General features: G+C 63.0%; 22 protein-coding genes. 19 read left to right on the plus strand and 3 right to left on the minus strand.

The window, feature by feature from the left end; genetic code table 11:
• The first annotated feature begins 72 nt into the window (after positions 1-72).
• From E5K00_RS04625 to E5K00_RS04645, 5 genes are all read left to right on the plus strand, one after another.
• Positions 73-3,555 (plus strand): methylmalonyl-CoA mutase family protein, encoded by a 3,483-nt coding sequence (locus E5K00_RS04625; RefSeq protein WP_135462086.1) that lies wholly within the window; start codon positions 73-75, stop codon positions 3,553-3,555.
• Positions 3,556-3,662: 107 nt separating this feature from the next.
• A complete protein-coding gene (locus E5K00_RS04630) occupies positions 3,663-4,700 on the plus strand; it encodes a GTP pyrophosphokinase (RefSeq protein ID WP_135462087.1) in 1,038 nt (345 codons plus the stop codon).
• 198 nt (positions 4,701-4,898) lie between these two features.
• Positions 4,899-5,678 carry an MBL fold metallo-hydrolase gene (locus E5K00_RS04635; protein ID WP_135462088.1) on the plus strand — a complete coding sequence of 260 codons (780 nt, stop codon included), beginning with the start codon at positions 4,899-4,901 and terminating at the stop codon, positions 5,676-5,678.
• A gap of 245 nt (positions 5,679-5,923) precedes the next feature.
• Positions 5,924-6,265 carry a cupin domain-containing protein gene (locus tag E5K00_RS04640; protein ID WP_135462089.1) on the plus strand — a complete coding sequence of 114 codons (342 nt, stop codon included), beginning with the start codon at positions 5,924-5,926 and terminating at the stop codon, positions 6,263-6,265.
• A gap of 137 nt (positions 6,266-6,402) precedes the next feature.
• The gene (locus tag E5K00_RS04645; protein ID WP_135462090.1) at positions 6,403-8,226 is read left to right on the plus strand and encodes a peptidoglycan D,D-transpeptidase FtsI family protein; all 1,824 of its coding nucleotides are present in this window, start codon (positions 6,403-6,405) and stop codon (positions 8,224-8,226) included.
• A 44-nt stretch (positions 8,227-8,270) separates the two neighbouring features.
• Here the strand turns inward: E5K00_RS04645 and E5K00_RS04650 are convergent, their stop codons facing one another.
• Positions 8,271-8,639 carry a hypothetical protein gene (locus E5K00_RS04650; protein WP_135462091.1) on the minus strand — a complete coding sequence of 123 codons (369 nt, stop codon included), beginning with the start codon at positions 8,637-8,639 and terminating at the stop codon, positions 8,271-8,273.
• Positions 8,626-9,123, minus strand: coding sequence for a DoxX family protein (locus E5K00_RS04655; protein ID WP_135462092.1), 498 nt, complete (start codon positions 9,121-9,123; stop codon positions 8,626-8,628). Before E5K00_RS04655 ends, E5K00_RS04650 begins: the two co-directional genes overlap by 14 nt.
• Before the next feature lie 292 nt (positions 9,124-9,415).
• Between E5K00_RS04655 and E5K00_RS04660 the strand changes: the two genes are divergently transcribed.
• From E5K00_RS04660 to E5K00_RS04710, 13 genes are all read left to right on the plus strand, one after another.
• On the plus strand, positions 9,416-10,360 hold the full coding sequence (locus E5K00_RS04660) for a hypothetical protein (RefSeq protein ID WP_135462093.1): 945 nt from the start codon (positions 9,416-9,418) through the stop codon (positions 10,358-10,360).
• Between the two features lie 160 nt (positions 10,361-10,520).
• Complete coding sequence (locus tag E5K00_RS04665; RefSeq protein WP_135462094.1) at positions 10,521-11,300, plus strand: isocitrate lyase/PEP mutase family protein; 780 nt, start codon at positions 10,521-10,523, stop codon at positions 11,298-11,300.
• On the plus strand, positions 11,300-12,373 hold the full coding sequence (locus E5K00_RS04670) for a bifunctional transcriptional activator/DNA repair enzyme AdaA (protein WP_135462095.1): 1,074 nt from the start codon (positions 11,300-11,302) through the stop codon (positions 12,371-12,373). Before E5K00_RS04665 ends, E5K00_RS04670 begins: the two co-directional genes overlap by 1 nt.
• Positions 12,374-12,461: 88 nt before the next feature.
• Positions 12,462-13,331, plus strand: coding sequence for an aldo/keto reductase (locus E5K00_RS04675; RefSeq protein WP_135462096.1), 870 nt, complete (start codon positions 12,462-12,464; stop codon positions 13,329-13,331).
• A gap of 130 nt (positions 13,332-13,461) precedes the next feature.
• Positions 13,462-13,908 carry a DUF1572 family protein gene (locus E5K00_RS04680; RefSeq protein ID WP_135462097.1) on the plus strand — a complete coding sequence of 149 codons (447 nt, stop codon included), beginning with the start codon at positions 13,462-13,464 and terminating at the stop codon, positions 13,906-13,908.
• Positions 13,909-13,964: 56 nt separating this feature from the next.
• Positions 13,965-15,056, plus strand: a complete 1,092-nt coding sequence (locus E5K00_RS04685; protein WP_135462098.1) for an OmpA family protein — start codon at positions 13,965-13,967, stop codon at positions 15,054-15,056.
• A gap of 179 nt (positions 15,057-15,235) precedes the next feature.
• A complete protein-coding gene (locus E5K00_RS04690) occupies positions 15,236-16,066 on the plus strand; it encodes a polysaccharide deacetylase family protein (protein WP_135462099.1) in 831 nt (276 codons plus the stop codon).
• Between the two features lie 146 nt (positions 16,067-16,212).
• On the plus strand, positions 16,213-16,347 hold the full coding sequence (locus tag E5K00_RS23180; RefSeq protein ID WP_262710057.1) for a hypothetical protein: 135 nt from the start codon (positions 16,213-16,215) through the stop codon (positions 16,345-16,347).
• Positions 16,348-16,511: 164 nt separating this feature from the next.
• On the plus strand, positions 16,512-16,646 hold the full coding sequence (locus E5K00_RS23185; RefSeq protein ID WP_262710058.1) for a hypothetical protein: 135 nt from the start codon (positions 16,512-16,514) through the stop codon (positions 16,644-16,646).
• Positions 16,647-16,904: 258 nt separating this feature from the next.
• A complete protein-coding gene (locus tag E5K00_RS04695) occupies positions 16,905-17,534 on the plus strand; it encodes an FKBP-type peptidyl-prolyl cis-trans isomerase (RefSeq protein ID WP_135462100.1) in 630 nt (209 codons plus the stop codon).
• Positions 17,535-17,633: 99 nt separating this feature from the next.
• Positions 17,634-18,185 carry a hypothetical protein gene (locus E5K00_RS04700; RefSeq protein WP_135462101.1) on the plus strand — a complete coding sequence of 184 codons (552 nt, stop codon included), beginning with the start codon at positions 17,634-17,636 and terminating at the stop codon, positions 18,183-18,185.
• 111 nt (positions 18,186-18,296) lie between these two features.
• Positions 18,297-20,240 carry a KUP/HAK/KT family potassium transporter gene (locus E5K00_RS04705; protein ID WP_135462102.1) on the plus strand — a complete coding sequence of 648 codons (1,944 nt, stop codon included), beginning with the start codon at positions 18,297-18,299 and terminating at the stop codon, positions 20,238-20,240.
• 202 nt (positions 20,241-20,442) lie between these two features.
• Positions 20,443-22,011: a S8 family peptidase gene (locus E5K00_RS04710; protein WP_135462103.1), complete on the plus strand. Its 1,569-nt coding sequence runs from the start codon at positions 20,443-20,445 to the stop codon at positions 22,009-22,011.
• A 115-nt stretch (positions 22,012-22,126) separates the two neighbouring features.
• Here the strand turns inward: E5K00_RS04710 and E5K00_RS04715 are convergent, their stop codons facing one another.
• Complete coding sequence (locus tag E5K00_RS04715) at positions 22,127-23,926, minus strand: M61 family metallopeptidase (RefSeq protein WP_245328208.1); 1,800 nt, start codon at positions 23,924-23,926, stop codon at positions 22,127-22,129.
• A 201-nt stretch (positions 23,927-24,127) separates the two neighbouring features.
• On the opposite strand from E5K00_RS04715, the gene E5K00_RS04720 reads away from it, so the two are divergent.
• Positions 24,128-24,850 (plus strand): C40 family peptidase, encoded by a 723-nt coding sequence (locus E5K00_RS04720; RefSeq protein ID WP_135462104.1) that lies wholly within the window; start codon positions 24,128-24,130, stop codon positions 24,848-24,850.
• Positions 24,851-25,506: the final 656 nt, after the last annotated feature.

Raw genomic sequence — 25,506 nt, forward strand, 5'->3', positions numbered from 1 at the left:
AGCCCCCGCTCCCACCGCCGGGGCTTTTTTCGTACCTTCGCCTACCCAAATTCCACCCCATTCCCCCGCGCTATGCAAGCAGCTCCCGCCGCTCCCTATAAGCCGAAAAACCACATCCGCATCGTCACCGCCGCCGCCCTCTTCGACGGGCACGACGCGGCCATCAACATCATGCGCCGCATCATCCAGAGCAGCGGCGCCGAAGTCATCCACCTGGGCCACAACCGCTCGGTGCAGGAAATCGTGGACTGCGCCATTCAGGAAGACGCCCAGGCTATTGCCATTACCTCCTACCAGGGCGGCCACAACGAGTACTTCAAGTACATGTTCGATTTGCTCAAGGAGCGCAACTCGGGCCACATCCGCCTGTTTGGCGGCGGCGGCGGCGTGATTCTGCCCACCGAAATCGAGGACCTGCACGCCTACGGCATTGAGCAGATCTACTCCCCCGATGCCGGCCGCGCCATGGGCCTGCAGGGCATGATCAACGACCTGCTCCAGCGCTGCGACTTCCCCACCGGCCAGAACCTGAACGGCGAAGTAAAGCACCTCAAGGAAAAGGACGCCCGCAGCATCGGCCGCCTCATCTCCGCCGCCGAAAACTTCCCCGAAGAATTCGAGCGGGTAAAAGCTGAACTGGTTAGCAGCTTCCAGAAGTCCGAAGACGGAGTTGATACTAACAACTCCCAAACTCCTACCCTCACACCCTCACACCCTACCAAAACCCCCATCCTCGGCATCACCGGCACCGGCGGCGCGGGCAAGTCCAGCCTCGTGGATGAGCTGGTGCGGCGCTTTCTGATGGACTTTCCCGAGAAGACCATTGCCATCATCTCCGTCGACCCCAGCAAGCGCAAGACCGGCGGGGCCCTGCTCGGTGACCGAATCCGGATGAACTCCATCAACTCGCCGCGGGTGTACATGCGCAGCCTAGCTACCCGCCAGAGCAACCTGGCCCTGAGCAAGTACGTCCAGGACGCCGTGGACGTGGTGCGCGCCGCCGAGTTCGACCTGATCATCCTCGAAACCTCCGGCATCGGGCAGTCGGACACCGAAATCATCGAGCACTCCGACGCCAGCCTCTACGTGATGACGCCCGAGTACGGCGCCGCCACCCAGCTGGAGAAAATCGACATGCTCGACTTCGCCGACGTCATTGCCCTCAACAAGTTCGACAAGCGCGGCGCCCTCGACGCCCTGCGCGACGTGCGCAAGCAGTACCAGCGCAACCACGGCCACTGGGACAAGCCCCTCGACGATATGCCCGTGTTCGGCACCATCGCCAGCCAGTTCAACGACCCGGGCATGAACCGCCTGTACCGCGCCATCCTTTCTACCGTAGAAGACCGGACGGGCGTGCCTTTCGCCTCCCAGCTGGCTACCACCAAGGAAGACTCCGAGAAGATCTACATCATCCCGCCCCACCGCACCCGTTACCTTTCCGAAATCGCCGAAACCAACCGCCAATATGACCAGTGGGTTCTTAAACAAGCTGACGCCGCTCAGCAGCTCTACGGAATCCGACAAGCCGTCGGAGCCGTCCAAAGTATCGGAAACGCATCAGCTGGCGGACCTGGCGCCGGGCACGGCAGCAGTGGACCCGACGCCGGAAGTCTCGTGGCCGGCCTGGAGAGGACCTTCGAGGAGATTAAACTCCGCCTGGACGGGCAGAACTGGAAGCTCCTGGAAACCTGGCCGCAAAAGGTAGCCGCCTACAAAGCCCCCGAGTTCGTCTTCAAGGTGCGCGACAAGGAAATCCGCATCCAGACCCACACCACCAGCCTCAGCAACCAGCAGATTCCCAAGGTCAGCCTGCCGCGCTACACCGCCTGGGGTGACTTGCTGCGCTGGCAGCTGCAGGAAAACGTGCCCGGCGAGTTCCCGTACACGGCCGGCGTGTTTCCGTTTAAGCGCGAGGGCGAAGACCCCACCCGCATGTTTGCCGGCGAGGGCGGCCCCGAGCGCACCAACCGCCGCTTCCACTACGTGAGCATGGGCCTGCCCGCCAAGCGCCTGAGCACGGCCTTCGACTCGGTGACGCTCTACGGCGAAGACCCCGACGTGCGGCCCGACATCTACGGCAAAATCGGCAACGCCGGCGTGAGCATCGCCTGCCTCGACGACGCCAAGAAGCTCTACTCGGGCTTCAACCTGGCCAACCCCAGCACCTCGGTGTCGATGACCATCAACGGCCCGGCCGCCACGCTGGCCGCCTTCTTCATGAACGCCGCCATCGACCAGCAGTGCGAGCTGTACATCAGGGAGAACGGCCTGGAAGACGAGGTAAACCAGAAAATCGACGCCCTTTACCAGGGCCAGACCCGCCCCCGCTACCAGGGCGAGCTGCCCGCCGGCAACGACGGCCTGGGCCTCATGCTGCTCGGCGTGACGGGCGACCAGGTGCTGCCCGCCGACGTGTACGAGACCATCAAGAAGCGCACCCTCTCGCAGGTGCGCGGCACCGTGCAGGCCGACATCCTCAAAGAAGACCAGGCCCAGAACACCTGCATCTTCAGCACCGAATTCGCCCTGCGCCTGATGGGCGACGTGCAGGAGTACTTCATTAAGGAGAAGGTCCGCAACTTTTACTCGGTGTCGATTTCCGGCTACCACATTGCCGAGGCCGGGGCCAACCCGCTCACCCAGCTGGCCCTCACGTTGAGCAACGGCTTCACCTTCGTGGAGTACTACGTGAGCCGGGGCATGAGCGTGAACGACTTCGCGCCCAACCTCTCGTTCTTCTTCTCCAACGGCATCGACCCCGAGTACGCCGTCATCGGCCGCGTGGCGCGCCGCATCTGGGCCAAGGCTATGAAGCTCAAGTACGGCGCCGACGCCCGCAGCCAGATGCTCAAGTACCACATCCAGACCAGCGGCCGGAGCCTGCACGCCCAGGAAATCGACTTCAACGATATCCGCACCACCCTGCAGGCCCTCTACGCCATCTACGACAACTGCAACTCCCTGCACACCAACGCCTACGACGAGGCCATTACCACGCCCACCGAGGAATCGGTGCGCCGGGCCATGGCCATTCAGCTTATCATCAACCGCGAGCTGGGCTTAGCCAAAAACGAAAATCCTCTCCAAGGCTCCTTCATAATCGAGGAGCTCACCGACCTGGTGGAAGAGGCCGTATTGTTGGAGTTTGACCGCATCACCGAGCGCGGCGGCGTGCTGGGCGCCATGGAAACCATGTACCAGCGCGGCAAGATCCAGGAGGAAAGCATGCACTACGAGATGCTCAAGCACACCGGCGAGTACCCCATCATCGGCGTGAATACCTTCCTCTCCTCCAAAGGCTCGCCCACGGTGGTGCCCGCCGAGGTTATCCGCGCCACCGACGAGGAAAAGCAGTACCAGATTGAGATGCTCAACCTCCTGCACACCCGCAATGCCGACCAGACCGAAGCGCGCCTCAAGCAGCTCCAGCAAGTCGCCATTGCCAACGGCAACCTCTTCGCCGAGCTGATGGAAACGGTGAAGTTCTGCTCACTCGGGCAGATTACGAATGCGCTGTTCGAGGTTGGGGGGCAGTACCGTCGGAATATGTAATTCGGCTCTTTATATGTATGATGTAAAAAACGCGCTATCTTGCTGAAGTAGCGCGTTTTTTATGCCTACAAACCAACTCTTCTTCATTCAAAAAATTCCATCCTGTTATGAAAAAACCTACAGTAGAAGCCAAAATTGAGCCTGTTGAAATTGACATCAATCACAAAATAAATGAATTCAGAACTTATTATGATGACAACTATGACTATCTCTTGTCTGCATCTGAAGTATTCAAAACACTAATTTCGGCTTTAATAGTAGACAGCGCCCCATCCACAACAGTATCATTCAGAATAAAAGAAAGAGAGGAGTGTATTGACAAGTTCAAAAGGAAATATCAAAAGCCTTTAGAAGAAAAAGCAATTGACTTCCAAATAAAAGATCATATAACAGATATCATAGGACTACGTATAGTTTGCTTATACAATGACGAAATAAAATTAATCCAAACACATATCGAAGAAAATTTCAAAAGAATCGAAATTACAGACAAAATATCACAACTCGAAAGTACTGAAGATAAATTTGGATATAAAGGTTTGCATTTAGACCTGATGTTAAATGAACAAAGAAATTCACTTCCCGAATATTCAAAATTTAAGGACATACAGTTTGAATTACAAATCAGAACTGTAATTCAGGATGCCTGGAGCATTCTAGACCATAAAATAAAATACAAGAAGAATATACCCACTGAACTAAAACGGGGCATAAATAGATTGTCAGCTCTATTTGAAATAGCAGATGAAGAATTTTTGAGAATCAAAGGCGTTACACAGCAAGCACAACAAAAAGCTCAAACTGAGATAACATCAGGCAGCAAAGAGCTAGAAGAACAAATTAATGTGTTTAAATTTATAATCATTGCACAAGAGCATTTTCCTAGTTATCATTTTATAGAATATAAAGCAGATGGCTTTGTTGGAGATTTACTTAATCTCGAGCCTAAGTTTTCTACAAAAGATTTGATAGAGGCTTTGCAAAACAATAAGGAAGCAGTAGAAGAATACGCACTGGACACTCATAGCTACATGAATCCTTACACTGTAATAAGACATTGCATATACCTGCTGGACAAAAACAAGTACAAAAGCCTTTTATATGACTCGCAAATAGGCAAGTTTGAAAAGAACTTTAAGTTATAATCACAACCTCCACTGCCGCAATGCAGCAAACCCAAACCCACGCCGTCTGGAGCAATCCGGGCGGCGTTTTCTATGCTCCACCCATGGGAAACGCCGGCTACCCTCTCCAAACGCCTCCCCCAGAACTTTCGCCCCCACCCCGGGTTAGCAACCTGAACCGGCTTCTGCTGCTTCCCAACACCCCCACCAAGAAAACCCATGAAATCCACCCTTATCCTCGCGGCGGCCCTGGCGACGTTTACCACATCGGCCCAGGCCCAAACCGCCCCCGCACCACGCGCCGCCGCTGACCAGATTGCCACCAAGCAAGGCCCGCTCACGGTGCAGCCCATCACCCACGGCAGCGTGGTGTTTACCTGGAACGGCAAGACGATTTACGTAGACCCCTACGGCGGAGCCGCCGCCTACGCTGGCCTGGCTGCCCCCGATGTTATCCTTATCACCGACATTCACCCCGACCACCTCGACCCGCAGACGCTCGCGGGGCTTTCCGTGGGCAAGGCCCTGATGATCGTGCCCCAGGCCGTGGCCGAGAAGCTGCCCGCCGAGTACAAAAAGCAGGTCCGCGTGCTGCGCAACGGGCAGCGGCTCGATACGCTGGGCATGCAGGTGTCGGCCATTCCGATGTACAACCTGCCCGAAGCCCCCGACGCCATGCACACCAAAGGCCGGGGGAACGGCTACGTGCTGGGCCTGGGCGGCAAGAACGTGTACCTCTCCGGCGACACCGAAGACACGGCCGAGATGCGCGCCCTCAAGAACATCGACGTGGCCTTCGTGTGCATGAACCTGCCCTACACGATGGACGTGAACCAGGCCGCCCAGGGCGTGCTGGCCTTCAAGCCCGGCATCGTGTATCCCTACCACTACCGGGGCCAGAACGGCCTGAGCGACGTGGCCAGCTTCCAGAAAACCGTGACCACGGCCAACAAGAAAATCGACGTGCGGCTGCGCAACTGGTACCCGGCCGCCAAGTAACTATTAGCTATATGCTGGCGCGAGTTTAGGCGTAGCCGTAACTCGTGCCCAGCTATGACGTGGAGGTTGTACCTCCACTGCCGCAACGCGGCACATACGAACCGCGCCGCCTGAAGCAACTTGGGCGGCGCGGTCGTTCTAACGGGGGAGGCGCACCCTCCCGGCATGACTGGGCACGAGTTACGCTGCGCTATTCCGTATAGGTATTCCCGGCTTCCCTGCCACTCCCACTCCTTCCCGCCCCCATGACTCCCACGCCCCTCACCGTCATTGACCTTCAGCCCGAAACCCACGGCGTTAGTCAGTACAAGAACATTCCCCTGTCGTTGGTCAATGACCACGTCGTGCGCCTGAGCGTGATGACCGAGCCCTTCTACTGGCACTTTCACCCCAACTCCGACGAAACGTTCCTGGTGCTGGAAGGCACCCTCTGCCTCGACCTGCCGGCAGGCCGCACCGTGGAGCTCACGCCCGGCCAGCTCTTCTCGATTCCGGCTAACGTGCCCCATTGCACCCGCCCCAAGAAAGGCCGCACGGTAAACCTCACCTTCGAGCGGGCCGATATCCAAACGGTAAAAACCGCGTAGCCCCAAGCCGGCGCCGGCCGGCTCCCCACTCCCCCGGAGAAGACGCCGGGGGGTGAGGTGCCCCGGCAGAACCGCCAAACCGCCCCCTTCACCGAAAAGCGCCCGGTTGAAGCCCGACAATTGTCTAGCTTTACCCCATGCGCACTGCTACGCCCTGGTGGAAAAACGCTTTGCTAGCCCTGCTAGTAGTCGTGGCCGCCTGCTCTTCCCCCGCCGACCAGCCCGCCCGCGCCCCCCAGCAAGACCCCACCACCGGCGAAGTCTACACCCCGCGCCGCGTCATGGTCGATGACTCCCTCATCCGGGGCCGCCTGCTCGACCGCAACGACTCGGTGCTGGTCGCTACCCGCCTGCAGTACCTGCTCCGGCTGCCCCGCCGCGCCCTCGACACCCTGGCGCTCGGTGAGCTGCTGGGCTGGGACTCGACCACCGTGCGCCGCCGCATTCAGGAGGCCCTGCCTTATAAAGATGCCTACGGCGTGGCCGTGCAGCTGCGCCTGACCAGGAAAGAAGCCGAGCGGGTGCGCCGCGACAGTAGCGCCACCGTGCCCCAGCTCACGCTTACCGAGCGGTACCAGCGCACCTACACCACCCCGGCCGGCGCCCCCGTGCTGGGCTACCGCAGCGCCGAGGCCCAGCCCTTCTTCCGCCAGGCCCGGCGCACCGGCCGGGGTCGGTTCTACCGCCTGCGCAACGGCGGCGTGGAGGCCTACTACAACGGCCTGCTCACCGGCCACCGCGGCTACCTCCACCCCTTACTCGACAAGCAAGGCCAGCCGCACGGCACCTGGGCCCAGGACACCGCCTTCCAGCAGGGCCAGGACCTGCACCTGACCCTCGACGCCAAGCTCCAGGCCTACGCCGAAAAGCTGCTCGGGGGCCGCAAGGGCTACCTGGTGGCCCTGGACCCGCGCACCGGCGAAATCCTGGCCTACGTCTCGGCCCCGGTGTACCCGGCCGCCACCCTCACCGCTCCCGACCAGGCCGGCATCCGCGCCGAGCTGCTCGACAGTGAGGACCTGCCCCTGCTCAACCGGCCCGCCATGCTGGCCAACCCGCCCGGCTCGGTGTTCAAGCTGGTGAATGCCGCCATTGCCCTGCAAATGCAGGCCATCGTGCCCGGCTCGGCCTTCCGCTGCGACCAAAGCCTGGTCAGCTGCGTGCACCACCACCCCAAAGCAACCAGCTTGACCAAGGGCCTCAAGTACAGCTGCAACCCCTACTTCTACCAGGTGATGCAAAGCCTGATAAACTGCGTGCCCGACTCCCTGGCCCAGGACACCGTGGCGGCCCGGCACGCCAACCTCACCCAGTGGCGGCGCTACGCCCGCTCCTTCGGCCTCGACTCGGTGCTGGGCGTGGATCTGCCCCGCGAAGCCCCGGGCTTTCTGCCCACCGCCGCCTACTACGACAAGGCCCGCCGCACCCGCCGCTGGACCTACCGCTCCATCTACTCGCTCAGCATCGGGCAGGGCGAAATCAACCTGACGGGCCTGCAAATGGCCAACATGGCGGCCATCATTGCCAACCGGGGCTGGTACTACCCGCCCCACCTGGTGCGCGGCATCGGCGAGAATGGCCCCCTGGCCCGCTTCACCCGCAAGCGCCACACCCTGATCGACAGCGCCCACTTCGAGGCCCTGATTCCCGGCATGGTGGCCGTGATGCAGCGCGGCGGCACCGCCGACGCCTCCAGCCTGGCCGACGTGGGCATCACCGTGGCCGGCAAAACCGGCACCGTGCAAAACGACGAGGGCGACGACCACGCCGCCTTCGTGGGCTTCGCCCCGGCCGACCACCCCAAGATTGCCGTGGCCGTGTATCTGGAAAACGCCGGCTTTGGAGCCACGGCCGCCGCGCCCTGCGCCGTGATGGTAATGGAAAAGCACCTGCGCGGCTACGTGGCCCCCAAGCGCAAGCGCTGGGAACGGCGCATCATGAGCCGCGCCCGGCAGGAGTAGCACCACCCGTGGCGGTGTAACGTGTTACCCACCGGCAAGCCCGGTTAGGGCCGCACGTCGAACCGGGCGCGGTACACGGTCGTGTCGCCGGGCCCGAACTCGATGCGGCGGTTGTCGGCGTTCTTCAGCTCAAAGTCGCCGTTGACGGTGAACTTCACCTCCGTGATGCGGTAGCCGGTGCGGGTCGTGACGACGGCGCGGTAGAGGGTGCTGTCGGGGCCCACGGGCGTGAGCGGCAGGTCCTGGTCCCAGCTCAGGGGCTTGTCGCGGCCCCGCAGGCCCACCTGGCGCACGTTGGGCAAGCCGCGCACGTCGAGCAGGTACACGACGGTTTTGTCGTGGGCGGGCTGCACGCAGGCGGGCAGCAGCAGGCTGCTCAGGCACAAGGCAACCAGCAGGCTAGGCGTTTTCATGGCGGCGGGGTTTGGCAAGCAGATAATCGAGGCCGAAGCGGCCGGAGCCCAGCACCAGGGCGGGCAGCGCGGCCCACAGAAAGCCGGCGGCGGGCAGCATGTTCCACATACCCTGCTGCAACTGCTGCATGAAAATGGCCACCAGCATGGTGCAGATAATCAGGAAGGCCGACAAGCGGGTACCCAGGCCCAGGGCCAGCAGCAGGCCCCCCACGGCTTCGCTGAACGCGCCCATCCAGGCAAAGAAGCCCGGCAGCAGCGCGAAGAGGCCGCCGTACGCGGCTACGTCGTTGGGAAACCAGTAGGCGACTTCGAACAGGCCCAGGTTGTTATCGGGCGGCGACCAGGGCAGCCCGAATTTGGCAGCCCCAAACTCGGCGGTGAGCAGGTAGCCGCCCACCAGCCGGGGCAGCAGCAGCAGGGCATCCTGCCACCAGCGGGGCAGCGTGAGGGGTTCGAACAAAGGACGCAGTAAACGGAGCATGGCAGGAGAATAAGTGAAAATGGATGAACCAGTTGGCCTTGCCGGCAGCGGCAGCCGGATAGTGAGCCAAAGCACGATAACCCGCCGCCGCCCCGCGCCCCAACTTATATATTGACCCCTCAACCGGGCGGATTTGGGCCCTTTTGCGCGTATTTGCGCCCTGGGACGGGCCCGCCCCGGCCCCTTGCCGGCCGCCCGGCCCCGGCTACTTTGCTTTATCTATATAGCTTTACCCCGATTCTCCCACATCTTCCCCCGTTGGGGCATTTACTCCATCCTCTCCCTTTCCGCTATGCGCTTCTCCCGTCCGCTTGCCTGGTCCCTGCTTCCCTTCACGGCGCTGCTGCTGGCCGCCGGCTACTCCCCGGCGCCCCCGACCACCCCGGCCCCGTTCACCCAGGGCGTCATCACCACCCGGGTGTCGATGCCCGGCAACCCGTTTGACAAGCTGCTGAGCCAGGTGGACCCGGCCAAGGGCAACGTGCAGGCCCAGCTGCAACAGCTGGCCGCCCGCCTCAGCCCGGCCGAGCAGCAGCAGCTACAGGCCGAAGCCGCCCAGCTCAGTCCGGCCCTGACCATCGGGGCCCTGATGCTGCCGCGCAAAGGCACTATCTACTGCCGGGGCAAGGAAGCCCGCGCCACCACCGACGCGCTGACTTACCACCTGGAAAACTACTTCAACCTGGCCACCAACAAGGGGCTGCTGCGGATGGCCTCGCAGTCGACGCCCCAGACGGTGAACTACACCTACGACGCGGCCTCGGTCAAGAAAACCTGGCAGAGCATCGTGGTAACGGCCCAGGACTACACGTCGAAAACCAGTCCCGAAACCACCCCAATAGCCGGCTACCCCAGCCAGAAAACCACCTATACCCTCAAGCCGGGCGCAGCCGAAACCACGCCGGCCGCACCGGGCCAGATGCCCAGCAAGCCCACCGCCCTCGACGTGTGGACCTCGGCTCAGATTCCGCAGAGCCTCAACTTTGCCCACCCCGTGTACGTGGCCGAAGCCCACGGCATTACCCGCCTGGTGGTGTACTTCGATAAGGAGCGCAAGCAGCGCATGGTATACGAGTTTGCCAGCGTGCAGCCCAAAGCCATTACCGACCAGGACCTGAAAATCACCACCACGGCCCCCGTGCTGGACTACGCCAAGGATGAAATGCAGGTGGGCATGCAGATGCTGGGCCTGATGCTGGGCGGCAGCCCCACCCGCCCCGCCAGCACCGACGAATAGGCCGCCTCAGCCGCTCCCACCGCCAGCGCCGCCCGGATGGCTCCGGGCGGCGCTGGCGGTGGGAGTGGAAGCCAGTAAAAAGCCCGGGCGGCTAAAAAAATGACTGTCCATTTAGCGGTTGCAGCGCCCGGCCGGGGAGTCTTCCTTTGCCTCAAAAACGATGCAGACCACCGCCTACCACCACTTTCGCCAGCTTCACTACCAGCCCGCGCCCCTGCTGCTGCCCACCATCTGGGATGCCCGCAGCGCGGCGGCCAGCCAGGCCCTGGGCTTCGCCGCCGTGGGCACTTCCAGCGCGGCCGTGGCCAGTGTGCTGGGCTATGCCGACGGGGAGCAGCTGCCCTTTGCCGAGCTGCGCTACCTGGTAAGCCGCATCTGCGCCAGCACCACCCTGCCGGTTTCCGTGGACGTGGAGGGCGGCTACAGCCGCGACCCGGCCCGCATTGCCGACCATATTGCCGAGCTGGCGGCCCTGGGCGTAGTGGGCGTCAACCTGGAAGACTCGGTGGATGAGCGGGGCGCGCGCCGGCAGCTGCCGGCGGCCGAGTTTGCCGCAACGCTGCGCACGGTGCGGGCCCGGCTGCAAGCCCACGGGCTGCGGGTGTTTCTCAACGTGCGCACCGACACCTACCTGCTGGGAGCGGAAGCACCGCTGGCGGCCACCCTAACGCGCCTGGCCCAGTACGAAGCAGCCGGGGCCGACGGCCTTTTCGTGCCGGGTCTGACCGATCTGGCCCAAACCCGCGACCTTTGCCGGGCGACGGCCCTGCCGGTGAACGTTATGGCCCTGCCGGCGCTGCCCGATTTTGGCGCGCTGGCGGCGGCCGGGGTACGGCGCATCAGCATGGGCAACTTCCTGTTTGAGGCCTTGGCTACGCGTCAGCAGCAGCTTAGCCGCCAGATTCAGCACGACCACGCCTTTACCTCCTTATTCGCCTGATGCCCGCTATAGACCTAATTGCCCCTACCGCGGCGGAGTGCTACCGGGCGCTGGTGGCCAAGGACGCTACCTACGAGGGCCGCTTTATTGCGGCCGTGAAAACCACGGGCATCTTCTGCCGCCCCACCTGCCCGGCCCGCAAGCCCAAGCCGCAGAACGTCGAGTTTTTCGCTACCCCCAAGGAAGCTCTGCTGCGCGGCTACCGGCCCTGCAAAGTGTGTACGCCGCTGGCGGCGCGGGATGCCACCCCGCCGTTCATTCAGGAGCTGCTGGAGTTGCTGGCCCGGCAGCCCACCGTGAAAATAACCGACGCCGACCTGCGCCAGCGCGGCCTGGAGCCGGCCACGGTGCGGCGCTGGTTTCGGCGGCAGCACGGCATCACCTTCCAGGCCTACCAGCGCCTGAACCGCATCAACCTGGCCTTTAAGAAGCTGCAGAGCGGTGAAACGGTGACGGCCACGGCCTTCGACAGCGGCTACGAGTCGCTGAGCGGGTTCCAGGATTCGTTTAAGGCCGTGTTTGGCGTGGCTCCCACCCGGGGCCGGCAGCAGCAGGTCATCAACCTCACGCGCCTGGAAACGCCGCTGGGCACGATGCTGGCCTGCGCCACCGAACAGGGCATCTGTTTGCTCGAATTTACCGACCGGCGCATGCTGGAAACCGAGCTGCGGGACTTGGCCCGCCGCCTCGGGGCCACCATCGTGCAGAGCGACAACCCGCACTTTGCCCAGTTGCGCCAGGAGCTGGCCGAGTACTTCGCGGGCCGGCGGCAGGCGTTTTCGGTGCCCCTGCACATGCCCGGTACCGCGTTTCAGCAGGCCGTGTGGCAGGAGCTGGGCCGGATTGCCTACGGCACGACCCGCTCGTATGGGCAGCAGGCACTGGCCGTGGGCCGGCCGACCGCCGTGCGGGCCGTGGCCGCCGCCAACGGCCTGAACCGCCTGGCCATTCTGGTGCCCTGCCACCGCGTTATCGGGGCCGATGGGCAGCTGACGGGCTACGCGGGCGGACTGTGGCGCAAAAAGTGGCTGCTAGAGTTGGAGCAGGGTGGTCAAAATTCAGCTCCGGCATAACCCCGGCCCGGCTGGCGCGGTTTGGCAGGCAGTGCGCCCGCACGGCCTTCGGCCCGGCGCCTCCACCGCCACCACGACCCCAACCACCATGACCATTACCATTGCTGCCAACTCGGCCCAGCCCCTGACGGTACACCGCCTGGGCTACGGCACCATGCGCCTCACCGGCCCCGACATCTGGGGGGAGCCCGCCAACCGCGCCGAAGCCCTGCAGATTCTGCGCACGGCCGTTGAAGCCGGGGTGAACTTCCTGGACACGGCCGACTACTACGGCGAGGACGTAACCAACCGCCTCATTGCCGAGGCCCTGCACCCCTACCCGGCTGGCCTGGTACTCTGCACCAAAGTAGGTGCCACCCGCCGCCCCGATAAAAGCTGGGTACCCTACAACCGGCCCGAAAATTTGCGCGCCAGCATCGACCACAACCTGCGCACCCTGCGCCGGGAGCAGATCCAGCTGGTGCACCTGCGCCTAATGGGCCACGGCCCGGTGCCGCTCGACGAGCAGCTGGAAGCCATGTTCGAGTTGCAGCGCGAAGGCAAAATCCTGCACGTGGGCCTGAGCAACGTGACCCGCGCCGAGCTGGAAGCCGGCCTGCGGCTGGGCCCCATTGCCACCGTCGAGAATATGTACAGCTACGCCCAGCGCACCACCGTGCAGCTGCCCCACGGTGCCAACCCCGGCGGTGAGGAAGTGCTGGACCTGTGCGAGCAGCACGGCATTCCGCTGATTCCTTTCTTCTCCCTGCTGCACGCCCTGCCCAAGGCCGACAGCCGCATTGCCGAGCTAGCCCGCAAGTACCAAGCCACCGAGGCGCAGATCAACCTGGCTTGGCTGCTGCACAAGTCGCCCTGGATTTTGCCGATTCCGGGCACCTCCCAGCTGGCCCACCTGCGCGAAAACCTGCGGGCAGCCAGCCTCCGGCTCAGCCCCGAAGACATGGCCTACCTGGGGTAGGCACGGGCGGCTCTCCCGTTTCAGCGGCCTTCGGCCCCCGGCGTTGGGGCAGCTGAAGGCCGTGGCTTTTTGGCTAGCTTGCCCGGCTCTACCGCCCCGCTCCGGTTTACCCGTTTTCATCCTCTGCCTTATGCTGACTGAAACCCTAAGCCAACTCTTCAACCGGGACCTGCTGCGCCTGCACCAGGAAATCGGGCTTTATCAGGAGGAGCACACGCTCTGGCAGGTACTGCCCGGCACGGCCAATTCGGGCGGCAACCTCTGCCTGCACCTGGTCGGCAACCTGCGCACCTACATCGGGGCCGCGCTGGGCGGCGTGGCCTACACCCGCAACCGGGAGCAGGAGTTTGCCCGCAAGAACGTGCCCCGCCAGGAGCTGCTAACCCAGGTGCAGCAAACCATCGACGTCGTCGACCAAACCCTGGCCGGCCTACCCGACAGTGCCCTGGAGCAGGAATACCCGCTGCTGGTGCTGGCCGCGCCCACTTCGACCGAATATTTTCTGGTGCATCTGCTGGCCCACCTCTCCTACCACCTGGGCCAGATCAACTACCACCGACGCAGGCTGGAAGCCTGAAGCGGCCGCGGCCGGGGGCGCTGGATTTTGCTGGCATTTCCGATTTATTTAGCGGCATGAAACGCAGCTTTTGGTATGGCATTATCGGGGCCCTGCTACTGGCGGGCCTACCGGTTAGCAGCAGCACCGCCCAGGCGCTGACCGGCGTCTGGCAGGGCGTGGAAACCGACACCGGCGAGCCGGGCGCCACCTGGCCGGCCGTGCTCCGGCTGCAGAAAGGCAAGGGCGCGGGTCTGTTTGGCGTGCTCTACCAGGAAGTGGGCGGCCAGCCCGGCATGTCCGTCACGTTTCAGGTGCTGGGCACGCTCCAAGCTAAAGGCTTGCACCTAGAGCACGTGCGCAAGCTCAACGAAACCGGCCGCACGCCCTTCACTTACTGGTGCGAGGGCGCCATTTCCTTCACCTACGACCCCGCCCAGGAAAAGCTCACCGGCCGCGCCACCTACCAGCCCACCGGCGACTGTGACGTGGGCTCGTTCACCTTTTATCGTGTCAAGCTCAAGTCGGCGGCCACGGTGGCGGCCGGGGCCGAAACCACCATCCGCGTCACGGGCCGCAACGTGCTCTGGTACGCCGATGCCGACTTGAAGCAGCCCGTAGCCACCGGCAACACCTACCGCACCCGGCTCAGCAAAACCACCACGTTCTACCTGACCCAGGGCTACTACCCCACCCGCCAGAGCCCCGTAGTGCCCATCACCATTCAGGTTAGCGGCTCGCTGGGGGCCGACGCGCGCCCGGCCCCCATCGAGCCGCTGGCGCCGGCCGTGGCCCGGCTCGATACTGCTCGGCCCGCGGCGGCGGCCCCGCAGCTGGCAGCGGCGCCCGTGGTACTGCCCACGGTGTTGTTTCGCCTGGGCACGGCCGAGCTGCTGCCCGACGGATTCCCGGCCCTCAACCAAGTGGCGGTCCAGCTCCGGGCCCAGCCGGAGCTACGGCTGCGCATCAGTGGCCACACCGACCGGATTGGGGAGCCCCAGAAAAACCTGCTGCTTTCCGAGCAGCGCGCCGAGGCCGTGAAAAGCTTTCTGGTGAAGGCCGGCATTGCGGCCGCGCGCCTCAGCACCACCGGCTACGGCGACACCCGCCCCCTCTACCCTTCGCCCGATGCCCGCAACCGGCGGGTGGAAATCGAACCGGTGCCGTAACGCCGCCCGGGCAGGGGTTGCACGTCCGGGCTCCGCTTCGCGGCAAGCAAGGCCCGTCCAACTATAGCATCCGGAGTAAAACGGCCGCTTAAGCGGATTGCCGGGTAATCTTAGTAAGTTCCGAGCCGCGACCCGCCCGCCGGCAGGCCAGCGTCGTGCCCTATTGTAACCCCGCCTTCATGCTACCCCTGTCTACCCGCCTTATCAGCCTCACCGGCGCCCTGTTCCTGGCCGCCGGCACCGCCGGCTTCGCTCAGTCTGCCAGCGCCTGGAACAACCGGCAGTGCGCCGTGGTGCTGACCTACGACGACGCCATCGACGCGGACCTGGACCACGTGGTGCCGGCCCTCGACTCGGTCAGGCTGCGGGGCACGTTTTATTTGATCGGCTCCTCACCCGTCGTGGCCCGGCGCCTGCCGGAGTGGCGCCGCGCCGCCCAGCGCGGCCACGAGCTGGGCAACCACGCCCTGATGCACCCCTGCGACGGTAGCCTGCCCGGCCGCGGCTTCGTGACGCCCGACAACGACCTGAGCAAGTACACCGTGAGCCGGGCCGTGAGTGAGGTGCGGGCCAACAACGTGCTGCTCAACGCCATCGACGGCAAAACCGCCCGCACCTTCGCTTACCCCTGCGGCGACTTGACCATCGGCGGCGTGAAGTTCTACGACCAGCTGCGGACGGACTTCGTGGCGGCCCGCGGCGTACGGGCCGGCCTGCAGCCCGCCGCCCAGGTCGACCTGACCGACATCAACAGCTACATGATTAACGGGCAAAGCGGCGACTACCTCATCAACCTGGTAAAGCAGGCCCAACAGTCGCACACGCTGCTGGTGTTTCTGTTTCACGGCGTGGGCGGCGGCCACGCCCTGAATGTGGATCTGCAGGCCCACCGCCAGCTGCTGCGCTACCTGCGGGCCCACGAAAAGGAAATCTGGGTGGCCCCGATGGTGGAAGTAGCCGAGAAAATTCGGGCCGCCCAGGCGGCGGCCCCCGCGCAGCGCCAGCCCTAGCCGGCGGCTTCCGGCCGGCCTCCAGCCCCCACGACTAGCCCACTGGGAGCTGGCGTGGGTTTGCGGCACCTGCGTTCCGGATTACATCTATTTATTACTATATTGTATTCAACATTCGCTTATTCTTTTTCCTATTTCCTCGACTTATGTCCAACCGAAACTCCATCCTCCCGACCATGCTGCTGCTCAGCGGCATTGGCTCCGCCAGCTTTCTGCTCAGCCAGCTGCACCGCCTGGACCTGCGCTTCGACCTCTCCGACGACGCGGTCTACTACTGCTAGGCGGCCGGTTTTGGGGTTCGCGCGGCCGAGTGAAGCGGGCCGGCCGGAAGTTATGCGGGCCGGCCGGGGCAACAAATTAGTTATGCTTGCATAACATTTTCTTCACCTTTCCGTATTATCTTTGCAGCCAACAAGCTGAATTGCTTCTACATCCATACTTTGCCATGAAAAAGACCACTGCCCTATCTTCGCTGCTGCTGCTCAGTGGCCTCGGGTCCCTGGGCTACCTGACCGCTCAACTCAAAGACCTGAACCTGCACTTCGACCTGCGGGGTGAGGACCAGTGCTACTACTGCTAAGCCGGCCTACCAGCCGCTTTTTTACCCAAAGCTCCGCCCCGGCGGGGCTTTGTTGTTTTAGGCCGGAAATAAACCCGCCATCAGAATCAGGCGGTTATCGTTAGAGAAATAAAAAAACCACATCCATTCGGGCCGGTTTTCGGTACTTCACAGTTCGGCGGCCCGCGCGGGGCTTCCGTTATTCTTTCCACCACCTTTTATTCCAGTACCCGGCCCACGTTGGGCCCGGCCCCGGAAATCCGTAAAACGCACTGGTTTATGAACCTAAACAGCCTCCAGGAGCAAATCAGCTACATCATCGGGCGCGATTTGGCCCGCAACTTCGCCCAGCAGGGCCTGCAGCTCGACATCGACGTGCTGGCCGCCAGCCTCAAGGAAGGCCTGGCCGGCGAGCCCAGCCGCCTCTCGCAGGAGCAGATGCGCAGCGCCATGGAGCAGCTCCAGGCCCAGATGGGCGGCCCCGAAGAAGACGACCACCAAGATTCCTCTGATATGAGCAACAACAAGCAAGCCGGCGAAGACTTCCTGGCCGAAAACAAGAACAAGCCCGGCATCACGACCCTGCCCAGCGGCCTGCAGTACGAAGTCCTGACCGAAGGCTCGGGCAAAAAGCCCGGCCCCAGCAGCTCGGTAACCACCCACTACCACGGCACGCTCATCAACGGCACCGTATTCGACAGCAGCTACCAGCGCGGCCAGCCCGCTACGTTCGGCGTCAACCAGGTGATTGCCGGCTGGACAGAAGCCCTGCAGCTGATGCCCGAAGGCTCGAAGTGGCGCCTCTACATTCCCTCCGACATGGCCTACGGCAAGCGGGGTGCTGGCCGCGACATCGGCCCCGACTCGGCCCTGATTTTCGACGTGGAGCTGCTCAAAGTAAACAACTGAAGCACACCCTCGGCCTCTAGTCCGGCCCGTGCCACCCAGCCCCCGCGCTGGGTGCGCACGAGCACGGCCAGCCGCCCCGCTGCTTCCCTGTTGGCCCCCATGCCTACCCACGAACCTTCCCCGGCCGAACCACTACCGCCGCCGCCCGACCCGGAGCCAGTCTTGACCGCCCAGCCGGCCCCCCTGCCCACCCTGCGCAGCGAAAACGGCCGTTTGGAGCTCACCGCCGACAGCCTCACCGTGAACGGGCAGCGCTACGGCCTGCTCGAGCTGGAAGGCCTCGACGTGCAGCCTGTACGCTGGCTGCTGTGGTTTATGCTGGGCGGCTTGGTGCTGGCCGGCTTCACGCTGGCTTTTCTGCAAAACTGGATTCGTACCATGCCCGCCATGTTTGGCATGGCCGTGGGGGCCCTACTGCTGGCCTACGGCAACCGGGGCGCCAATCGGTTGCGCCTTTACCGCCTGGGCCGCGAAACCGTGTACTATTCCTTTGCGGGCGCCTCCGAGTCGTGGCTGAAGCTGGTGGCCGAAGCCAACCGCCGCATCCGGCAGCGGCACGATGAAGCCGCGGCCCTGGCGGCCGCTATCTACCAGGCCGAGCTGGACGCGGCCAATGCCGCCGCCGCTGAGGCGTCTGAAACGACGGACTAAGCCTTTCCCCCGGAGCTTCCGGACCCGGCACCGGCTTCATCACTGATTTAGTCGGTTTGCCCTACCTTTGCCCGCTTTTATTTTTGAGGCAAGCTTCCTTTTCCCCTTTCTATGGACGCCAAACATCGGCACACCGCCATTTCGACCGGTGGCTTACTGATTGCCCTCGGTATTATCTACGGCGACATCGGCACTTCGCCGCTCTACGTGATGAAGGCCATTGTGCCCGAGCTGATTGACCCGCGGCTGATTCTGGGCGGCATCTCCTGCGTGCTCTGGACGCTGACGCTGCAAACCACCATCAAGTACGTGCTGCTCACCCTGAACGCGGACAACAACGGGGAAGGCGGCATTTTCTCGCTCTACGCCCTGGTGCGGCGGCGGGCCGCCTGGCTGACGGTGCCGGCCATCATCGGCGGCGCGGCCCTGCTGGCCGACGGCGTAATTACGCCCCCGATTTCGGTATCGTCGGCCATTGAGGGGCTCAAGCAGGTATATCCGCACCTGAGCCAGGACATTATCGTCTACATCGTCATTGCCATCATTGCGGGGCTGTTTTTCCTGCAAAGCTTCGGCACCCAGATTGTCGGCAAGGCCTTCGGACCCATTATGTTCCTGTGGTTCAGCATGCTGGGCGTGCTGGGCGTCAGCTGGATTGTGCAGAACCCAGAAATTCTGAAGGCGGTAAACCCCTACTACGCCTACGAGCTGCTGGTGGAATATCCCGGCGGGTTCTGGCTGCTGGGGGCCGTGTTTCTGTGCACCACCGGGGCCGAGGCGCTTTATTCCGACCTGGGCCACTGCGGCAAAGGCAACATCCGCATCAGCTGGGTGTTCGTCAAAACCTGCCTGTTGCTCAACTACTTCGGGCAGGGTGCCTGGCTGCTCACCAACCAGGGCCAGCAGCTGGGCGGCCGCAACCCCTTCTATGAGCTCATGCCCGACTGGTTTCTGCTCATCGGTATTGGCATTGCCACCATTGCGGCCATCATTGCCTCCCAGGCCCTGATTACGGGCTCGTTTACGCTGGTAGCCGAGGCTATCCGCCTGAACATGTGGCCCAAGGTTAAGCTCAACTACCCCACCGACGTGAAGGGCCAACTCTACGTGCCCTCGATGAACCGCCTGTTGCTGCTGGGCTGCATCGGGGTGGTGCTGTACTTCCGCGAGTCCAGCAACATGGAAGCCGCCTACGGCCTGGCCATTACCCTGACCATGCTGATGACCACGCTGCTGCTCACTGTGTGGCTGCGCACCAAGCGCGTGCCGCTGGTGGTCGTGGTGCTGTTTGCGGCCCTGTACGGGCTTATCGAAGGCTCTTTCCTGGTGGCCAACCTGATTAAGTTTCCGCACGGCGGCTGGGTTTCCCTGGCCATTGGCGCCACGCTGATTGGGGTGATGTACGTGTGGCTGCGCGCCTACTACATCAAGCGCCGCCTGACGGAGTTCGTCAAGATTGACCCCTACATGGACGCGCTGAAAGAGCTCAGCAACGACGAATCAGTACCGAAATACGCTACCCACCTGGTGTTTATGACCTCGGCCGAGCGGGCTTCCGAAATTGAGAGCAAGATCATCTATTCCATCTTCCAGAAGCGTCCCAAACGGGCCGACATCTACTGGTTTGTGCACGTGGATACCACCGACGAGCCGTATACGATGGAGTACAAAGTGGTAGAGCTGGCTCCCGACGACGCCTTCCGCATCACCTTCCGCCTGGGTTTCCGCGTCGAGCAGCGCATCAACCTCTACTTCCGCAAGGTGGTGGAAGACCTGGTGCGCAACCGCGAAGTGGACATTACCTCCCGCTACGAATCCCTGAGCAAGCAGCACGTGACCGGCGACTTCCGCTTCGTGGTGCTGGAGAAGTTCCTGTCGGTCGAAAACGACTTCCCGGTGATGGAGAAGCTGGTGATGCAGGCCTACTTCTACATCAAGCAGTTCATTGCCTCCGAAGACAAATACTTCGGCCTGGATACCTCCTCGGTGAAGGTGGAAAAGGTGCCGCTGGTGATTACGCCCGTGCGCGACGTGGCCCTGAAACGGGTGATGTAACGAAATCTTCCGGTTGCCGAACTAGTCGGCATGCCGCCAAAAAAGCCCCGCCAGTGTCTGGTGGGGCTTTTTTGTTTTGAAGCCGGCGGACTACGACGCGAAAGCCAAAAAGTTATGCTAGCAGCATATTGTATTTCAGCTATGTTTTCACTCCATTCGCTTATTGCTCAGTTCTTTTCTACCCCAAACACCCACAACCATTATGCGCATTCCTACCCTTTCCGCCGCGCTGTGCGCGGTGCTGCTGGCCGGCTGCCAGCAGGAACAGGACGACCGGCAGCTGCCCCAGCCCGCCGACAACCCCACCGAGGCACTCAGCGCCCATCAGCTCGACGAGCAGATCCTCAGCACGCTCAACCGGCAGGGCCGCTTCGACTGGAACCAGGCCTCGCCTCACTTCGTGTGGAGCGCCCTGACCCGCTCCGACTACGTGCTGTCGGTGGGCTACCGGCCGGCCGGCTACGCCGGGGCCCTGCCCGACGACGCGGCCACCGACCCCGCCTGGCAGGCGGCCCGCCGGCAGGTGCTGGAGCTGATTCTGGCCGAGGAGCGCAAATCCCGGCCCGAGCTGACCCTCAACGACCTGATTGCCTACCAGGAAAACGTGCTGCCCGTGCTCGACGTGACGGTGCGGGAGCTGAGCACCATTCAGCAGCTGCGGGCCTCCGGGCTGGTGCGCTACGCCGAGCCCATTGGCTACGAGCCCAACCGCCCCACTACTACCGCCAGCAAAACCGCCGCCGGGCTGACCAGCAGCGGCTGCGGCAACAACTCGGCCACGGCCGGCCTGGTCGCCGGCTCCGACTACACCGTGCTCAACAACGGCAGCAAATCGAGCTGGAACCACGCCGACCAGTACCACGGCATCCGGAGCAGCTGGAGCCAGAGCACGGGCCAGGGCATGAAGATCGTCATTATCGACTCGGGCTGCTCGGATGCCCAGGAAAACCTGGGCGCGGCCTTCAACCAGGGCCTGAGCAGCGGCCGCACCATTGAGCGCCTCGTGACGCTGCCCCGCAACTCCATCTTCGGCATTCCCTACGGCGACGCCGAAACGCCCAACGACGGCTGCGGGCACGGTACCAGCATGGCCGGCGCGGCCGCCGCACCCCGCGGCACCGACGGCGCCTCGGTGGGCGTGGCCTACAACGCCAGCCTGATAACCGTGCGGGCGGCGGAAGACGTGTTCATCGACGGCAGCCGGGAAGTGAAGGGCGTGTCGGATGCCTACATTCTGGCCGCTAACCGCGCCGACGTGCGCATCATCAGCATGAGCATGGGCCGCCTGACCAGCGCCTCCCAGATGACCGACGCCATCCGCTACGCCTACGGCAAGGGCAAGCTGATTTTCTGCGCCGCCGGCACCTCCCTCGACTGGACGGCGGGCTGGGCCGGGGTTATCTACCCCGCCTCCCTGCCCGAAGCCGTGGCCGTGACGGGCATCAAGGACGACCTGACCACCCGCTGCGACGAGTGCCACGTGGGCTCCGACGTGGAGTTTACCGTGGTCATGCAGCGCACCAGCAACGACCGGCGGCCCCTGTCGCTGGCCATGAGCGGCGACGCACCCAGCACGGTCGGCGGCTCGTCGGTGGCCACCGCCAGCATGGCCGGCATGGCCGCCGTGGTGTGGGCCCGCTACCCCGCCGAAAGCCGGGCCCAGATCATGAGCCGCCTGGTAGCCAACAGCAGCAACCGCACCGCCCGCAACGGCAACTTCGGCTGGGGCCGGGTGAACGTGGGTGCCGCCGTGGGCGTGCTGCCCCTGTAGTACGATTATCGACTCCAGGAAATAAAAAGCCTCCGGAGAAGTTCTCCGGAGGCTTTTTACGTGCCTGCCACGTCGTGAGGCGCAGCAGGTTTACTTTATGCTGAACGAGCAGAACCTACTTCACCCGCAGCCACTTATTGAACACGGTCTGCTGCTGGGCCGTGGGGTTGGGCAGCTTCTCGATGCGGTAGCGCTGGCTGCCGCTGGCCAGCAGCGGCAGGGTCACCTCTTTCAGCTGCCCGTCGCGCGAGACGATGAAAGAAACGGGCGTGCCCACCGGCACACCGACCAGCAGCTTGTTGGGGTCGTCGGTGAGGCGGGCTCCATTCACGGCCAGAATTTCGTCGCCCACGCTCAGGCCGCCCTGCCAGGCGCTGCCGTTGCGCACCACGCTGCCGACGGTGAACTTGCCCCCGGCGGTGCTGACGGTGGCGCCCAGCGCGGCATCCGAGGTAACGGGCGTGCTGGTCAGCGTGAGGCCGGCGTAGCCCAGGGCCGTGTTGTAGGGCAGCGTTTCGGTGCCGTACACGTTCTGGCGGAAGAAGTCGTCGAAGCGGCGGCCGGCTACTTTGGCTACGGCCGCCTGGTACTCATCGTCGGTGAAGCCCCGGCCCAGTTTCTGGTAGTACTGGTCGTAGAGGTAGCGCATTACGTCGTCGAGGCTTTTCTGGCCTTTGGTTTCGTTGATAATCATCAAGTCGAGCACCGCCCCGATGACCTCGCCCTTGTCGTAGTAGCTGATGCCGGTGTTCTGCGAGTTTTCGTTGGGCCGGTAGTACTTAATCCAGGCATCAAAGCTCGACTCGGCCGCGGCCTGCTGTTTGTTGCCGGGCGTATTCTCCACCCGGCCGATGCCGTTGCTCAGATCAGCCAAATAGCCCTCGGGCGTCACGAAGCCGGCGCGCTGCACAATCAGGTTGCTGAAGTACTCGGTGCCGCCCTCACTGACCCAGAGCATGCGGGTGTAGTTTTCCGCGTCGTAGTTAAACGGGCCCAGGGCCACGGGCCGGATGCGCTTCACGTTCCAGAGGTGGAAATACTCGTGGGCCACCAGCCCCAGAAAGCCCTTCCAGCCCGCTTCTGAGCTATAGGCATTGCGCGACACCGACAGCGTGGTGGAGAACAGGTGCTCCAAACCGCCGGTGCCCCGGTCGATGTTGTGAATGATGAACACGTAGCGGTCCAGCGGATTCTGGCCCACCACGCGGTGCGCCTCCTCGCAGGTGCGCTTCATGTCCGCGAGCAGCCGGGCCTCGTCGTACTGGGGGTTGCCAAACATGGCAATGGTGTGGGGCGTACCGTTGGCCTCAAAGCTCAGCACCTTGTGGGTGCCGATTTCAATGGGCGAGTCGGCCAGCTCGTCGTAGCTGGCCGAGCGGAAGGTGAAGGGCGCGCCGGCCGGCTTCAGGCTGGTCGTCACCTGGGTCCAGCCCGGGGCCGGCTGCACCGTCAGGGTGCTGGGCAGCTGCTGGCCCTCGGCCGGGTACATAAACACGCTAGTGCCGTTCAGGTAGCCGTGGGCCGCGTCGATAAAGCTGGTGCGCACGCTCAGCTCGAAGGCATACACGCGGTAGTGCACCGTGAAGTCCTTGGCGCCGGGGTGGTACACGCGCCAGGTATTCTTGCTGATTTTCTCGGTGCGCAGCGGCTGGCTCCCGGCCTTAGCCTCGAAGCCTTCCACGTTTTTGGCAAACTCCCGCACCAGGTACGAGCCCGGGGCCCACACCGGCATTTTTACGTCGGTGAATTGCTTGCCGAAGCCACCCAGGGCCATGTCTACTTCAAAGTAGTGCGTCTGGGGAGCCGGCATCGACAGGGTGTAGCGCAGCGAGGAAGCTGCCTGGGCCGGGGCAAACTGGCTGAGCAGCAGCACGGCCGCCACGGCCAGCAGCCGGCGAAAACAGGGTGAAAACATGAAAAGGAACGGTTGAAATGAAAAAGACGGTGGGAACTTACCCCGACACGGGAAAGCAGGCGGGGTTGCAAGATACTGGTGAAAACCAGCCGCTGCCGCCGTTTGGCCCTTCTCCGCCCGAAATTTGCCAGGAACCCGGGCCCAAGCTCCGCCGTTAGGGCAGTACGCCCCCCATTTCGGCGGGCTTCCGTTCACACGCATATGCGCTACGTCTGGCTCACCTTTCTTACGCTGGCGGCAGGAATGCTGGCTTTCTTCGGCTGGCAACGCTTCCGCGCCCCGGCGGCCCCCAACCGGGTGGCACTCGTCACGGGCTTGCCGGCCCGCACCGTCTCCGATACCCAATCCGGCGCGCTGGCGGAAGCCGTCAGCCCCGCCGAACTATCCCGGGCCGACAGCCTCATCGAGTTTGCCATGCGGCAGCTGGGCTCGCCCTACACCTACGCCGGCACCACGCCCACCGGCGGGTTCGACTGCTCGGGCTTTCTGCTGTACGTCTACGGGCACTTTGGCGTCAGCGTGCCCCACTCCACGGCCCTGCTCATCGACACCGGCCGGCCCGTAGCCCGGGAGCAGGCCCGCCGCGGCGACATGGTCATCTTCACCGGCACGGCGGCTACTTCCACCACGCCCGGCCACGCCGGCATCATCATTTCGCTTCCCGGCCAGCCGTTGCGCTTTATTCATTCCTCCTCGGCCCGCCGCGAATCCGGGGTGAAAGTCAGCCAGGTGGAAGGTACCGACTACGAGCGGCGCTTCATGGGCATCCGGCGGGTGCTGGATGTGGCACCGACCGCCGCCGCAAGCGAGGACGAGGCAAAGTCAACCGTAAAAACCAAGGTAACGAGCAAGCCGGCCGGTGCTGGTGCTACGAAGGTGAAGACCAAGGTAAAAAGCGCCGCTCGCCCCGACGGTACCCGCTAACTGACTGCATCTGGGGCGCCAAAAGCATGCTCCCGAATAGAAATGGTGGAGTCCGGGCTTCGCTCAGATGGCTATAAAAAACGATACCCGGCCGCCTATGCAGAACTTCACAGAGAAGCTGCTGGGCGAACCGGGTATCTAATCCTTCAAATCTTACCAAGCGACGAGTCTGGGGTACAGCCCCGTCATCTGTTGAGTAAGACCTTGCCAGAATGCGGGAACCCGCCCTGAAGGGCTAACGAAGGTTCCGCGCGAAAGCTGTTGTTAAGCGCGTCCGGCGGTGAAGCGGACTACATTCGACAGGCTTGGCAGGATTTGTTTGGGACTACTAGACATTTTGTACCTCCTTTCTTTAGATCCGACATCCCCCATCGGCGCTACCCAGCACCTTAGGGCTGCTTAGATGGGGTCGTAGCACTCACTACTGGTTGGTAAAGTTAAAAGCCCCTGGGATGGTTCAAAATAAAAACAGCTTTTTTTAGGGCTCTGCCTCTCTTTTCACGCCAGTTGCTTGACCATCAGCGGCTTTTTTTCATTAAGAAATTTTTAATGAGGTACCCACGAAGGCCGCTTGTATCTTGGCCTTAAACTTGCAATTCACGATTCGATGCAAAAAAATGGCGCATGCAGCGCATTTCGCCGTTTTCTCCTATCTT

It is taken from the genome of Hymenobacter aquaticus, assembly GCF_004765605.1.
GTDB classification, from domain to species: Bacteria; Bacteroidota; Bacteroidia; order Cytophagales; family Hymenobacteraceae; genus Hymenobacter; species Hymenobacter aquaticus.